The sequence below is a fragment of the Variovorax sp. CAN15 genome (assembly GCF_030462475.1).
GTDB lineage: Bacteria > Pseudomonadota > Gammaproteobacteria > Burkholderiales > Burkholderiaceae_C > Variovorax.
Window position 1 is genome coordinate 1 of record NZ_JASMRZ010000015.1, and the last position, 11,984, is coordinate 11,984.

Below are 11,984 nucleotides of genomic sequence, written 5' to 3' on the forward strand. Positions count from 1 at the left end.
AGCTTGAACATCACCACCGGATCGAGCGCCGGGCGGCCGTTGTCGGCGCAGTACAGGTGCGAAACCTTCGCTCGGATGAACTCGAAATCCACCGCCGCATCGATCTTGCGCAGCAGGTGATCCTGCGGCACCAGCATCTCCAGCGTCACCATCTCCAGTTCCTGCTGCGCAGGTGTCGGGCTCTTGAGCATCCCGCCATTAAAAAGCACAAAACCCTCGCAACGCGAGGGCTTGAGGGTTTGTCAGCAGCCTGAGGGCGCTCCATGGAGCGCCCTTTTGTTCATCCAGAGGTACTGCGAAACCGGCTCCGCCGGGCCGCCGGTATCGCCCCCGGAAAGGGGGCGGCGAAGCGGCACGGAGTACGCGTAGCCTGGGGAAGAGCCGGTTCTAGGCTTCGGCCAGCAGTTTCTCGATGAGCTTGTGCAGCTCGGCGAAATCGGGCTCGCCCACGTAGCGCTTCACGATCTCGCCGCGCTTGTTGACCAGGTAGGTGGTCGGCGTGAGCTTCACGTCGCCCCAGGCCTGCGCCACGCTGCCGGTGTTGTCGATCGCAACCTTGAACGGCAGCTTGCGCGTCTGGGCGAAGTTGACGACGTAGCTCGGCGGGTCGTAGCTCATGGCCACCGCCAGCGTGTCGTAGCCCTGCGCCTTGTACTTGTCGTAGGTGGCGATGACCTTGGGCATCTCGCCCACACAGGTCACGCAGCTTGTGGCCCAGAAGTTGACCAGGGTGACCTTGCCTTTCAGGTCCGCCGTGCTCTTCTGCGTGCCGTCCAGCAGTACGAAGGTGGAAGCAGGGGCGGCGGTGGCGCCGGAGCCGAGGTACACGCCCACGCCGGTGGCCAGTGCGACGATGACGGCGGCTGCGGCGAGGTATTTTTTCATGGCTTCGTGCAAGACAAGGGCGCTGCGATTTTAGTTCCGCGTGCCGGATCGTGCTGGCGACATCGCGCCCGTTCCGCGCGGTTCGATAATCGCTGCCCCATGCCATCGCCGTTTCTCGCCCGTCCCCGCTCCCGGCTCGCAGCTCTGGCCGTGGCCGCCCTGCTCGCAGCCTGCAGCCCCGCCTTCAACTGGCGCGAGGTGCCGATCGCCGGTGCGGGCCTGGTCGCGATGCTGCCCTGCAAGGCCGACCGTGCGACGCGGGCGTTGCCGCTGGGCGCCGAGTCGGTGCAGGTCGACATGACGGGCTGCGAAGCCGGCGGCGCGACCTTCGCCATCGCGCACGCCTCCGCGAATGGTCCCGAACAAGCCGAAGCCTGGCTGCGCGCGTGGCACTCGGCCACGCGCGGCCAACTGGGCGAGGCAGAGGTGGCGGAGTCTTCGGCGAGCCTGCCGCGCGCCACGGCAGTGCCGGCGCCGCTCCGCCTGGAGGTTGCTCCGCCGCCGCAAGGTGCTTCCGCCACGCCGCTACAGGTGTTGTGGTTCGCCCAGTCGCAGAAGGACGGTTCGGTGGCGCTCTACCAGGCCACGGTGCTGGGACGGCCGTCGTCCGTCGAGGCGTCGAAGACCTTCTTCGAGGGTCTGAGGCTTCCATGAGTGGCGGCCTCGTTTGCTATGGTTCTGATAGCTGCCCGCGGTGGCCCGTTCGGGCGGTGCTGTCCGTTTTCCGGGGCTGCCGCGTTATGTCGCATATCTACATCCCCGGGGCGCCCCCGCATAATCGACGCGTCGTCCTCCCTTTTGCATGAACAGCATCCTCATCATCGCCCACGCCCCGTTCGCGCACGCGATGCGGCAGTGCGCGCTGCATGTGTTTCCCGACTGCGAGCAGGCCATCGTCGCGCTCGATGTCCTGCCCAATGTGTCGCCCGAAGAAACGCTGGCGGCCGCGCGAATCACGCTCGCGCAGCAGTTGCACGCGCCGCGCTCGCAGGTGCTGGTGCTGGCCGACGTGTTCGGCGCCACGCCCTGCAACGTGGCGCAGAAGCTGGTGGACGGCGTGCGGTCGCGGCTGGTGGCGGGGGTCAATCTTCCGATGCTGCTGCGGGCCGTCACCTACCGGCACGAGCCCCTGGAGACGCTGGTGCAGCGCGCCCTCGCGGGCGGCACCGCGGGCGTGATGCAGGTGGCGGTGGCGGCTCCCCAGAACCAGGCGAAAAGAAAGCACAGTGATCAAGAAATCCGTGACCGTCAGCAATAAGCTGGGCCTGCATGCGCGCGCATCGGCCAAGCTGACCAAGCTCGCAGGCAGCTTTCCCTGCGAGGTGTGGCTCTCCCGCGGCGACCGCCGCATCAACGCGAAGAGCATCATGGGCGTGATGATGCTGGCCGCCGGCCTGGGCTCCACCGTCGAGCTCGAAACCAACGGGCCGCAGGAAGAAGAAGCGATGAACGCCATCGTCCAGTTGATGGACGACAAGTTCGGCGAAGGCGAATGAAATGGTCCACCTCCAGGCCTTTTCACTTCGTGTAAACGCCATCCCCCTCGCCGGGGGCGATGCCAGTCGCCCGGCAAAGCCGGTTCGACGGCATCCCGTAGATTCGTGCAAGCATCGCGCCCGTAGCGCAGCTGGGGACTGAAGACATGACCTTCGCAGTCCACGGCCTCCCCGTTGCCCGTGGCATTGCCATCGGGCGCGCCGTGCTTGTGGTGTCGAGCCGCATCGACGTCGCCCACTACTTCATCAAGCCCGAAGAGATCGAGACCGAGATCGACCGCGTGCGCACCGCGCGCAACGCGGTGGCCGACGAGCTCGCCAAGCTGCAGGCCAACGTCGCGCAGATGGGCCCGAACGACGCGCCGCACGAGCTCGCGGCGCTGCTGGAGGTGCACCAGATGCTGCTGCAGGACGAGGCCCTGAGCGGCGGCGTCAAGCACTGGATCAGCGAGCGGCTCTACAACGCCGAATGGGCGCTGACCACGCAACTCGAGATCATCGCGCGGCAGTTCGACGAGATGGAGGACCCGTACCTGCGCGAGCGCAAGGCCGACCTCGAGCAGGTGGTCGAGCGCCTGCTGCACCGCATGAAGGGCACGGCCGCCGTGCTGGCGCCGAGCCCGCCGCGCCGCAAGCGCGCAGCCTCCACGGACGACGACAACGACGACCCCACCGCGGGCGACGGTATCGACGTGCCGCTGGTGCTGATCGCGCACGACCTCTCGCCGGCCGACATGCTGCAGTTCAAGAAGAGCGTGTTCGCCGGTTTCGTCACCGACGTGGGCGGGCGCACCTCGCATACCGCCATCGTGGCGCGCAGCATGGACATCCCCGCCGTGGTCGGCGCGCGCACCGCGAGCCAGCTGGTGCGCCAGGACGACTGGGTCATCATCGACGGCGACGCCGGCGTGGTGATCGTCGATCCGTCGCCGATCATCCTGGCCGAGTACGGCTTCAAGCAGCGCCAGGGCGACCTCGAACGCGGCCGGCTCGCGCGGCTGCGCCACAAGCCCGCCGTCACGCTCGACGGCCAGCGCGTGGAGCTGCTTGCCAACATCGAGATGCCGGAAGACACCGTGGGTGCGGTCAAGGCCGGAGCGGTGGGCGTGGGCCTCTTCCGCAGCGAATTCCTCTTCATGGGCCGCGACACCGGCTCGCCCCAGACCCGCCTGCCCGACGAGGAAGAGCAGTACCAGGCCTACAAGCGCGCGGTCGAGGGCATGCAGGGCATGCCGGTCACCATCCGCACCATCGACGTGGGCGCCGACAAGCCGCTGGACAGCATCTCCGCCAACAAGCAGGAGCACCTGAACCCCGCGCTGGGCCTGCGCGCCATCCGCTGGAGCCTGGCCGACCCGGCGATGTTCCTCACGCAGCTGCGCGCCATTCTTCGCGCGGCGGCGCACGGCGAGATCCATCTGCTCATTCCCATGCTCGCGCACGCGAGCGAAATCAGGCAGACGCTCTCGCTGATCGAGTTCGCGCGCACCGAGCTCGACAGCCGCGGTGCGGTGTACGGCCACGTGAAGCTCGGAGCCATGATCGAGATCCCGGCGGCCGCGCTCACGCTGCGCATCTTCCTCAAGCACTTCGACTTCCTGTCGATCGGCACCAACGACCTGATCCAGTACACGCTGGCGATCGACCGTGCCGACGAATCGGTGGCGCATCTCTACGACCCGGCCCATCCGGCCGTGCTGCGCCTGGTGGCCGACACCATCGCCGAGTGCCGCCGACAGGGCAAGGGCGTGGCCGTGTGCGGCGAGATGGCGGGCGACGTGGCCTTCACGCGCCTGCTGCTGGGCCTGGGCCTGCGCAGCTTCTCGATGCATCCCTCGCGCATCCTCGCGGTCAAGCAGGAAGTGCTGCGCGCCGACACCGGCAAGCTCGAAGCCTGGGCCAAGGGCGTGCTCGATTCCGACGACCCTGCCGCCGCAATGGCGGACTGACCGGGCTGATCAGGCTGCTCCCTCGGGAAACACTGCGGAACCGGTTTTACCGGGCCGCTGGCCTTGCCCCCGATAGGGGTGGCGAAGCGACACGAAGTGCGCGCAGCCCGGGGCGAGCTGAAATATAACGAAACACGCCGAAACTGCGGCGAAAGGACTTGCGGGAGCCCCGCAAGCACGATCAGGCCTTCTCTATCACCACTGAAAGAAAGGCCTGAAATGAATTCCATCTCCTTCACGCAGATCGTCGCAGTCGCATCCTTCGCCATGCTCGCCGCAGCCGGCGCGAAGGCCGAGAGCTACGAAGGCGTGCAGCCCGCCGTGTCGGCCAAAAGCCGCGCCGAGGTCAACGCCGAAGCCATGCGCACCGCATCGGCACCCGACCAGAACGTGGTGCGCGGCTCGCGCGGTCCCGAGATCATGGCCGTCTCGGCCGAACGCTCGCGCATCGTCGCCGAAGCCGTCCGTGCGGCGGCCGCGCCCGACCAGAACGTGTCGGCCGGCTCGCGCGTGAACAGCCAGGTCATCTCGACCATGCCCAACCCCGTGGACGCACGCGCCGCCGCGGCCAATGCCAAGAGCAGCCGCCTGTAAGCAACAGGCAAGCCCCCTTTTTCATCAACGAAGCCCCTCTCCTTGTCAGAGACACCATGGAACCGGCTTTGCCGGGCCGTTGGTGTCGCCCCCGGTAGGGGGTTGGCGCGCGCGACACGAAGTGCGCGAAGCCTGGGGGCGAACCAAGGACATCGCCATGAAACACTGGATCAAACGCACTCTCTTCGGCTTCGCCGGCGCCGCCATGGTCGCGGGCAGCATCGCCGGTTGCAGCAGCTACCGCCACGGCTGGGGTGGCGACAGCGCCGAGTTCCGCACGAAGATGGTCGAGCGCGTGGGCAGCAAGCTCGAGCTCGACGCGAGCCAGAAGCAGAAGCTCGCCGTGCTGGCCGAGAAACTGCAGGCGCAGCGCGAGGCCATGCGCGGTGCCGGTGGCTCGGGCGACCCGCGCTCGCAGTTCAAGGCGCTGTTCGCGGGCAACAAGCTCGACCAGGCCGGCGCTGCCCGACTGATCGAAGAGAAGACCACGGCGGTGCGCAATGGCAGCCCCGAGGTCATCGCTGCCGCAGCGGACTTCTTCGACAGCCTGAACGCCGCGCAGCAGCAGAAGGTGCGCGACTTCATGGAACGCGGCGGCCGCCGCTGGAGCCATCGTGGCTGAACCGGGCTCACCCCCAGGCTTCGCGCACTTCGTGTCGCTGCGCCTCCCCCCTCTCCGGGGGCGACACCAGTGGCCCGGCGAAGCCGGTTCCACGGTGTCTCCCGAAGGGGCCGTATCGGCGACCGGTGGCGTGCGCACGCTGCTGCGCCTCGAAGGCGCCGTGGTGCTCGGCGTGGCGCTCGCCGCCTACGCCCAGTTCGGCGCGGGCTGGGGCGTGTTCGCGCTCTGGCTGCTCGCGCCGGATCTCTCGCTGCTCGGCTACCTCGCGGGCTCGCGTACGGGGGCGGCGCTCTACAACGCGGCGCACTCGTACGTCGGCCCGGTGCTGCTGCTGGCGCTCGGCGTGCTCGCGGCCATGCCCTGGGCGGTGGCCGGCAGCCTGATCTGGCTGGCCCACATCGGCATGGACCACACGCTGGGCTACGGGCTCAAGTACGTGAGCGGCTTCGCCGCGACGCACCTGGGCCGCATCGGCAAGGCTGATCCATGGTGAGCCACGACAACACCGCTTCCCATGCCGTGCACGCGCCTGCCGCGCGCGCATGGATGCTGACCGAGGCGCTCACGCTGGGCATTGCGTCGATGGTGCATGCCGGGTTCCTCGTGCCCGGCTACGCGCACCCGGCGGCACGCACCGCCGAGGCGGTGATCGCCGCGGTGCTGGTGCTCGCCTCGGTGGAGACCTGGCTGCGCCCGCACCATGCGCGCCGCGCGGCCATCTTCGGGCAAGGCTTCGCGCTGCTGGGCACGCTGGTCGGGTTGGGCACCATCATCGCGGGCATCGGCCCGCGCACGGTGCCCGACGTGGTCTACCACGCGCTGCTGCTTTCAGCTCTCGTGACGGGCCTGACCTGGGCGGTGCGATGCCGGCGGGGCTGATGGTCAGCGAGGTCATCCGCCACTTTCTCGTCCGGAGGCACAATCCCGCCATGCCGCGCATCCTGCTGATCGACGACGACGAGCACCTCGCCGCGCCGCTGACCACCTACTTCGCACGCTTCGGCTGCACGCTGGAAAGCGCAGTGCGTCCGAGCGAAGGCCTGGCCAGGCTGCGCGCGGGCACCTACGACGCGGCCATCCTCGACGTGATGCTGCCCGAGATGGACGGCTTCGCGCTGTGCCGCGAGATCCGCAAGGAAAGCGACATTCCCATCGTGATGCTCACCGCCCGCGGCGAGGTGATGGACCGCGTGGTCGGCCTCGAACTCGGCGCCGACGACTACGTGCCCAAGCCCTTCGAGCCGCGCGAGCTGGTGGCGCGCGTGCAGACCATCCTGCGCCGCCAGCGCAGCGTGCCGCAGGCCGCCGCCAACGGCACGCAGTACCGCGTGTTCGACGGCCTGTCGATTGACCTCGACCGGCGCCAGGTGCTGCGCCACGGCGAGCGCGTGGAACTCACCGGCACCGAGTTCGAGCTGCTGGCGCTGCTGGCGGCCGAGCCGGGCAAGGTCTTCAGCCGCGACGACATCCTCAACCGCCTGCGCGGCCACGAGGCCGAGCTCTACACGCGCGCCGTCGACATCGTGGTGAGCCGCCTGCGCAAGAAGCTGGAGCCCCTGGACTGCATCAAGACGCTGCGCAACGCCGGCTATGCGCTGGCCGTCGCGCGCAGCGAGCCTGCATGAACCTCGGCCGAAGCAGGGAGTCCCGCAGGATGCGGTGGCGCGGCGAGGAATGCCGCGACGAGATGACGCGCAGCGACTGGCACGCCAAGTGGCACGCGCGCTGGAACGAGAAGGTTCAGGGCAAGCGCCGCTGGCGGCGTTCGCTGCGCGTGCGGCTGGTGCTGATGTTCGTGCTGCTCGCGCTGGTGATGGCGGCGGTGTTCATGGGCGGCATGAAGAAGTCGTTCTCCACCGGCTGGGCCGAGGCCGCCAAGCCGATGCTGACCGACTACGCCGACCGCCTGGTCGCCGAGATCGGCACGCCGCCCGACGTGGCGCGCGCGCAGGCGCTGGTGGCGCGGCTGCCCATCACCATCCGCATCGTCGGCCCCAGGGTCAACTGGGATTCCAACCCCGGTGGCGCGAACAGTCCCGGCGGCTGGATGCACGACCGCGAGGACGTGTTCGGCGGCGACAAGTGGTTCATCCGCCCCACGGCCGACGGGCACCGCGTGATCTTCGGCTGGTCGCCCAAGCTCTGGCAGCTGGCGCCGCGCGTCATCGGCTGGGCCACGCTGGGCCTGCTGCTGTCGTGCGTGCTGCTGGGCTACGCCTACGTGAGCCGGCTGCTGCGCCCGCTGATCGACATCCGCGAGGGCGCGCAGCGCTTCGGCCGCGGCGAGTTCACGCAGCCGATTCCGATCCGCCGCAACGACGACCTGGGCGACCTGGCCGAGCGCATCAACACCATGGCCGAGGACATCCAGGCCATGCTCGACGCCAAGCGCGGGCTGCTGCTGGCGCTGAGCCACGAGCTGCGCTCGCCGCTCACGCGCGCCCGGCTCAACGCCGAACTGCTGCCGACCACGCCCGAGGGGCAGGCCGAGCGCGACGCGCTGCTGCGCGACCTCAACGAGATGCGCGATCTCATCAGCGACCTGCTCGAAAGCGAGCGCCTGGCAAGCCCGCACGTGGCGCTGCAGCGCGAGCCGGTCGACCTGGCGGCGCTGATCCGGGAGATCGCCGCCGAGATGCCCGGCGCGGAGCACGTTCACCTCGACCTGGCCGAGGGCTTGCCGGCGCATGCGGTGGACCGCATGCGCATCCGCCTGCTGGTGCGCAACCTGCTGGACAACGCGCTGCGCTACAGCGCCGACGCACCCCGGCCGCCGTGCGTGTCGCTGCGCGCGGTGATCGAGGGCGACAGCAGCCGGCAGGGCGTGGAGATCGAGGTGCGCGACCACGGCCCCGGCGTGGACGAGGCGCAGCTCGAGCGCCTGACCGAGCCCTTCTACCGCACCGACGGCGCCCGGGCGCGCGCCACCGGCGGGGTGGGCCTGGGCATGTACCTGTGCCGCTTGATCGCCGAGGCGCACGGCGGCAAGCTCACGGTGCGCAACGGGCAGCCGGGGCTGCAGATCGTCGTCAGGCTGGCCTAGATTGGGTCGAAGGAAGCGCCAGGCGCCGCTGTCGCCTGCGCTACCTGCCCGCCGGGAGGGCGCCGCTACGATGCGCCTGCGCGCCAGCGCCCCTCATTCAAGGTCAAGGAGACAGCCACCATGAGCACCCCACTCACCAACCATCAGGTCCGCCTCGCCAAGCGCCCCGAGGGCGCGGCCACCCGCGAGAACTGGAAGTTCACCACCGAGCCCGTCGGCGAGCCGGCCGAGGGCGGCGTGCTCGTCAAGACGCTGTCGCTGTCGCTGGACCCCGCCATGCGCGGCTGGCTCAACGACGCCAAGAGCTACATCCCGCCCGTGGGCATCGACGAAGTGATGCGCGCCGGCGGCGTCGGCCGCGTCATCGCCTCGAAGAACCCGCAGTTCGCGGTGGGCGACACGGTCTACGGCACGCTGGGCGTGCAGGAATACATCCTCATCCCCGAAGACCAGATCAAGCGCAACGGCCTGGTGAAGATCGACCTGCGCGTGGGCACCATCACCCAGTGGCTCAACGTGCTGGGCATGCCCGGCATGACCGGCTACTTCGGCCTGATGGACGTGGGCATGCCCAAGCCGGGCGAGACGGTGGTGGTTTCGGGCGCGGCCGGCGCCGTCGGCCAGACCGTGGGCCAGCTGGCCAAGATCAAGGGCTGCCGCGTGGTCGGCATCGCCGGCGGCGAAGCCAAGTGCGACTGGGTGGTCAAGGAGCTGGGCTTCGACGCCTGCATCGACTACAAGGCCGGCGCCGCCGCGGTGCGCGAGGGCCTGAAGACCCATTGCCCGAAGGGCGTGGACATCTACTTCGACAACGTCGGCGGCGAGATCCTCGACATGGTGCTGGCGCGGCTCGCGCGCAAGGCCCGCATCATCATCTGCGGCGCCATCAGCCAGTACAACAACGCCAACAGCATGCCGGCGGCCGGCCCGAAGAACTACCTGAGCCTGCTGGTGAACCGCGCGCGCATGGAGGGCATCGTGGTGTTCGACTATGCCGACCGCTATCACATCGCCATCGCCGAGATGGCCGGCTACCTGAAAGATGGCCGCATGAAGAGCAAGGAAGACGTGGTGAAGGGACTGGACACATTCCCCGAGTCGCTCAACAAGCTCTTCGCGGGCGAGAACTTCGGCAAGCTGGTGCTGCAGGTGGCCGAAGACTGAGGCCGGACCGAAGGAGGGGGCTGCCCCGCCTCAGCCTTCGTCGGGGCGCATCGGGATGTCGCCCAGCGCGTCGTCCTCGCGCAGGCCGCGCGCGGCCTTCAGCAGTTCGATCGACAGGCCGTCGCCGTGGCCGGCGAAGCCCCGGGCGATGCCCTCGAGCACCGTCGACAGGCCGGCTTCGCCGTCGCTGCGCGCATCCATGCTGATGTTGAGCACCCGAGCCGCCATCTGGCGGTAGGTGACGGCGCCCGCGCCCTCCAGCGCGGCCACCAGGTCGAGGTACAGCGCCAGGTTCAGGTCGAACACCAGCTTGGGCGTGATCTCGAAATCCCTGTTCTTGTCGTCCATGTGGGTTGGCTCCTTTTTCCTGAGCCTCCACTCTAGCCAGAAAAGATGAAGGCGCGCCGTCGGATACAGCCTGATTCAGCACGCAAACATCACCACGATCACCGCGCTCGCGTGCCCAGGATCGCCGCTGAGATGATCAGCCAGGCCGCCAGCACGATGGTCCAGGTCAGCGGACGCCCCGTCACGAGCAGCAGCAGCGCCGTCGAGCCCAGTGGCGTGATGTAGCTCAGGATGCCGATCTGCCGCGCGTCGCCGCGCTTGAGCGCCATGTCCCACACGAAGAAGGCCGCGCCCAGCGGGCCGAGCCCGCACAGCACCAGCAGCAGCCAGTCGCGGCCCGACAGCGCCACCGAGGGCTCCAGCACCGCATGGCAGACCAGCGATAGCGCGCCCGAGACCAGCCCGAACAGGCCGATCGCAGAGGTCGGGAAAGCCGGCACGCGCTTCGTCCACAGCGAATAGCTGGCCCAGACGAAGGCCGAGGCCAGCGCCGGCACGAAGCCCCAGTACCCCGCGGCGGAAGCGCCACCGCTCCCGCCTGCGCCCAGGATCGCCGCTGCCGCACCGCCAAAGCCCAGCAGTCCCGCTACCAGGTGCAGCGGCCGCAGCGACACGCCCGGCAGCAGCACCGGCGCCAGCACCACCATCAGCAGCGGCCACAGGTAGTTGACCAGGTTGGCCTCCACCGGCGGCGCGTAGCGCAGCGCGATGAACAGCAGGAAGTGGTAGCCGAAGAGCCCGTAGATGCCCAGCGCCAGCGTGCGCGGCGGCACCCTCCAGGCGGCTCGGTCGCGCAGCACCAGCGGCCAGCTCGGCACGCTGCCGATGATGAGCGCCAGCCCGGTGAGCAGGAAGGGCGGCAGGTGGGAAAGGGCCGTGCCCAGCGAGGCGAGCGTGGTCCACAGGGCGATGGCGATCAGGGCGTAGGCGGTCGACGGCATGGACGGCGAGGCTACGCGATGCGGTCGTCGCGCAATGACGGTCCGTCGTCGCGAAACGACGGTTCGCTCTCCTGCTCCTTCCCCCTCTGGGGGAAGGTTGGTATGGAGGCAGGCCGTTGATCGAGCGCCGTGTTCTTTGTTGACGCCGTCGTGCCCCCACCCCGGCCCTCCCCCMGCGGGGGCGGGAGAAATGCGGAAACGGAGTCAGCGTCTCAGCGCCGCCGTCAGCGCCGATGGCGAGCGGTAGCCCGTGCGCCGCGCCGTCTCCGCCACGCTCATGCCGCCCAGCCGCAGCTCGCGCGCATGCGCCAGCCGCAGCGAGCGCAGCCACTGCATCGCGCCCATGCCCTGCTCGTCGCGGCAGCGCTGCGCGAACTGGCTCGGGCTCAGGCAGGCAACGTCAGCCAGGTCGGCCACGCCCAGCGGTTCGTGCCAGCGGGCCCGCGCCCAGTCGGCGAGCAAGGTCCAGTCGATGCGTCGACGGCGTGAATCAGCAGATGCCGGCGCGGGGCTCCAGGCCTCCAGCAGCAGCGCGGGGCCGTGCTGCAAGGCCAGGGCCGAGGCCTGCGGCTGCCTCATGCATTGCGCCAGGTAGCGCGCCAGCGCGTGCAGTTGCGGCGCGCCGGGCGGTGCACGCTCGGCGCAGCGGGCCCATGCCGGATGTGTGGTGTCGAGCACCAGGCACAGGCTGCCGTGCTTGCGCGCGCTGAAGTCGTGCCGGTCGCCCGGGGCGACCACCTGCGCCTCGCCCACGCCGATGCCGGCGCCCCGGCCTTCCACTTCGATTTCAAGCACGCCGTCGAGGCCGATCAGCACCTGGAAGTGGTCGTGCGCATGGCTGCCGTGCGAGTGGCCGTAGTCGCGCAGGGCGAGTTCATGGTGGGGCGACGGGGAGGAACCGGGGACAGGCATGGGATGTCATGGATTGTCCGCGCAGCGCCC

15 protein-coding genes and 1 pseudogene are annotated in these 11,984 nt (G+C 69.3%); 11 read left to right on the plus strand and 5 right to left on the minus strand.

The annotated features are described in order from the left end of the window. A pseudogene (locus QMO14_RS12870) lies at positions 1-191 on the minus strand (IS5/IS1182 family transposase); the annotation flags it as partial. 196 nt (positions 192-387) lie between these two features. Further along, on the minus strand, positions 388-885 hold the full coding sequence (locus QMO14_RS12875) for a TlpA disulfide reductase family protein (protein WP_301507602.1): 498 nt from the start codon (positions 883-885) through the stop codon (positions 388-390). Positions 886-984: 99 nt separating this feature from the next. On the opposite strand from QMO14_RS12875, the gene QMO14_RS12880 reads away from it, so the two are divergent. The 11 genes from QMO14_RS12880 to QMO14_RS12930 all read left to right on the plus strand — a co-directional run bounded on the left by QMO14_RS12880 (position 985) and on the right by QMO14_RS12930 (position 9,753). Further along, positions 985-1,539, plus strand: a complete 555-nt coding sequence (locus QMO14_RS12880; RefSeq protein ID WP_301507603.1) for a hypothetical protein — start codon at positions 985-987, stop codon at positions 1,537-1,539. Between the two features lie 148 nt (positions 1,540-1,687). Further along, positions 1,688-2,143, plus strand: a complete 456-nt coding sequence (locus tag QMO14_RS12885) for a PTS sugar transporter subunit IIA (RefSeq protein ID WP_301507604.1) — start codon at positions 1,688-1,690, stop codon at positions 2,141-2,143. After that, positions 2,112-2,381: an HPr family phosphocarrier protein gene (locus tag QMO14_RS12890; protein WP_301507605.1), complete on the plus strand. Its 270-nt coding sequence runs from the start codon at positions 2,112-2,114 to the stop codon at positions 2,379-2,381. The genes QMO14_RS12885 and QMO14_RS12890 overlap by 32 nt, the downstream gene beginning before the upstream one ends. A gap of 146 nt (positions 2,382-2,527) precedes the next feature. Next, entirely contained in the window at positions 2,528-4,330 is a 1,803-nt protein-coding gene (gene ptsP / locus QMO14_RS12895; protein WP_301507606.1) for a phosphoenolpyruvate--protein phosphotransferase, read from the plus strand. Between the two features lie 219 nt (positions 4,331-4,549). Further along, on the plus strand, positions 4,550-4,924 hold the full coding sequence (locus tag QMO14_RS12900) for a DUF4148 domain-containing protein (RefSeq protein WP_301507607.1): 375 nt from the start codon (positions 4,550-4,552) through the stop codon (positions 4,922-4,924). Positions 4,925-5,081: 157 nt separating this feature from the next. Then, positions 5,082-5,546, plus strand: a complete 465-nt coding sequence (locus QMO14_RS12905; protein ID WP_301507608.1) for a Spy/CpxP family protein refolding chaperone — start codon at positions 5,082-5,084, stop codon at positions 5,544-5,546. Positions 5,547-5,640: 94 nt separating this feature from the next. After that, positions 5,641-6,039 carry a DUF4260 domain-containing protein gene (locus QMO14_RS12910; RefSeq protein WP_301507609.1) on the plus strand — a complete coding sequence of 133 codons (399 nt, stop codon included), beginning with the start codon at positions 5,641-5,643 and terminating at the stop codon, positions 6,037-6,039. Continuing rightward, entirely contained in the window at positions 6,033-6,425 is a 393-nt protein-coding gene (locus QMO14_RS12915; RefSeq protein WP_301507610.1) for a hypothetical protein, read from the plus strand. The genes QMO14_RS12910 and QMO14_RS12915 overlap by 7 nt, the downstream gene beginning before the upstream one ends. Positions 6,426-6,475: 50 nt before the next feature. Beyond that, positions 6,476-7,171: a response regulator transcription factor gene (locus QMO14_RS12920; protein WP_301507611.1), complete on the plus strand. Its 696-nt coding sequence runs from the start codon at positions 6,476-6,478 to the stop codon at positions 7,169-7,171. Positions 7,172-7,233: 62 nt separating this feature from the next. Further along, a complete protein-coding gene (locus QMO14_RS12925) occupies positions 7,234-8,589 on the plus strand; it encodes a HAMP domain-containing sensor histidine kinase (RefSeq protein WP_301507612.1) in 1,356 nt (451 codons plus the stop codon). 120 nt (positions 8,590-8,709) lie between these two features. Continuing rightward, positions 8,710-9,753 (plus strand): NADP-dependent oxidoreductase, encoded by a 1,044-nt coding sequence (locus QMO14_RS12930; RefSeq protein ID WP_301507613.1) that lies wholly within the window; start codon positions 8,710-8,712, stop codon positions 9,751-9,753. Positions 9,754-9,783: 30 nt separating this feature from the next. On the opposite strand, the gene QMO14_RS12935 is transcribed toward QMO14_RS12930, so the two are convergent. The 3 genes from QMO14_RS12935 to QMO14_RS12945 all read right to left on the minus strand — a co-directional run bounded on the left by QMO14_RS12935 (position 9,784) and on the right by QMO14_RS12945 (position 11,954). Then, positions 9,784-10,101, minus strand: a complete 318-nt coding sequence (locus QMO14_RS12935) for a hypothetical protein (RefSeq protein WP_301507614.1) — start codon at positions 10,099-10,101, stop codon at positions 9,784-9,786. Between the two features lie 98 nt (positions 10,102-10,199). Beyond that, the gene (locus QMO14_RS12940; RefSeq protein ID WP_301507615.1) at positions 10,200-11,042 is read right to left on the minus strand and encodes a DMT family transporter; all 843 of its coding nucleotides are present in this window, start codon (positions 11,040-11,042) and stop codon (positions 10,200-10,202) included. A 204-nt stretch (positions 11,043-11,246) separates the two neighbouring features. Next, entirely contained in the window at positions 11,247-11,954 is a 708-nt protein-coding gene (locus QMO14_RS12945; protein ID WP_301507616.1) for an AraC family transcriptional regulator, read from the minus strand. Positions 11,955-11,984: the final 30 nt, after the last annotated feature.

Bases quoted from the DNA above. Each gene is read 5' to 3' on its own strand.
- QMO14_RS12885 (WP_301507604.1), top strand. From the start codon at position 1,688: ATGAACAGCATCCTCATCATCGCCCACGCCCCGTTCGCGCACGCGATG.
- QMO14_RS12915 (WP_301507610.1), top strand. From the start codon at position 6,033: ATGGTGAGCCACGACAACACCGCTTCCCATGCCGTGCACGCGCCTGCC.
- ptsP (WP_301507606.1), top strand. From the start codon at position 2,528: ATGACCTTCGCAGTCCACGGCCTCCCCGTTGCCCGTGGCATTGCCATC.
- QMO14_RS12935 (WP_301507614.1), bottom strand. From the start codon at position 10,101: ATGGACGACAAGAACAGGGATTTCGAGATCACGCCCAAGCTGGTGTTC.
- QMO14_RS12940 (WP_301507615.1), bottom strand. From the start codon at position 11,042: ATGCCGTCGACCGCCTACGCCCTGATCGCCATCGCCCTGTGGACCACG.
- QMO14_RS12875 (WP_301507602.1), bottom strand. From the start codon at position 885: ATGAAAAAATACCTCGCCGCAGCCGCCGTCATCGTCGCACTGGCCACC.
- QMO14_RS12925 (WP_301507612.1), top strand. From the start codon at position 7,234: ATGACGCGCAGCGACTGGCACGCCAAGTGGCACGCGCGCTGGAACGAG.
- QMO14_RS12880 (WP_301507603.1), top strand. From the start codon at position 985: ATGCCATCGCCGTTTCTCGCCCGTCCCCGCTCCCGGCTCGCAGCTCTG.
- QMO14_RS12920 (WP_301507611.1), top strand. From the start codon at position 6,476: ATGCCGCGCATCCTGCTGATCGACGACGACGAGCACCTCGCCGCGCCG.
- QMO14_RS12945 (WP_301507616.1), bottom strand. From the start codon at position 11,954: ATGCCTGTCCCCGGTTCCTCCCCGTCGCCCCACCATGAACTCGCCCTG.
- QMO14_RS12905 (WP_301507608.1), top strand. From the start codon at position 5,082: ATGAAACACTGGATCAAACGCACTCTCTTCGGCTTCGCCGGCGCCGCC.
- QMO14_RS12900 (WP_301507607.1), top strand. From the start codon at position 4,550: ATGAATTCCATCTCCTTCACGCAGATCGTCGCAGTCGCATCCTTCGCC.
- QMO14_RS12930 (WP_301507613.1), top strand. From the start codon at position 8,710: ATGAGCACCCCACTCACCAACCATCAGGTCCGCCTCGCCAAGCGCCCC.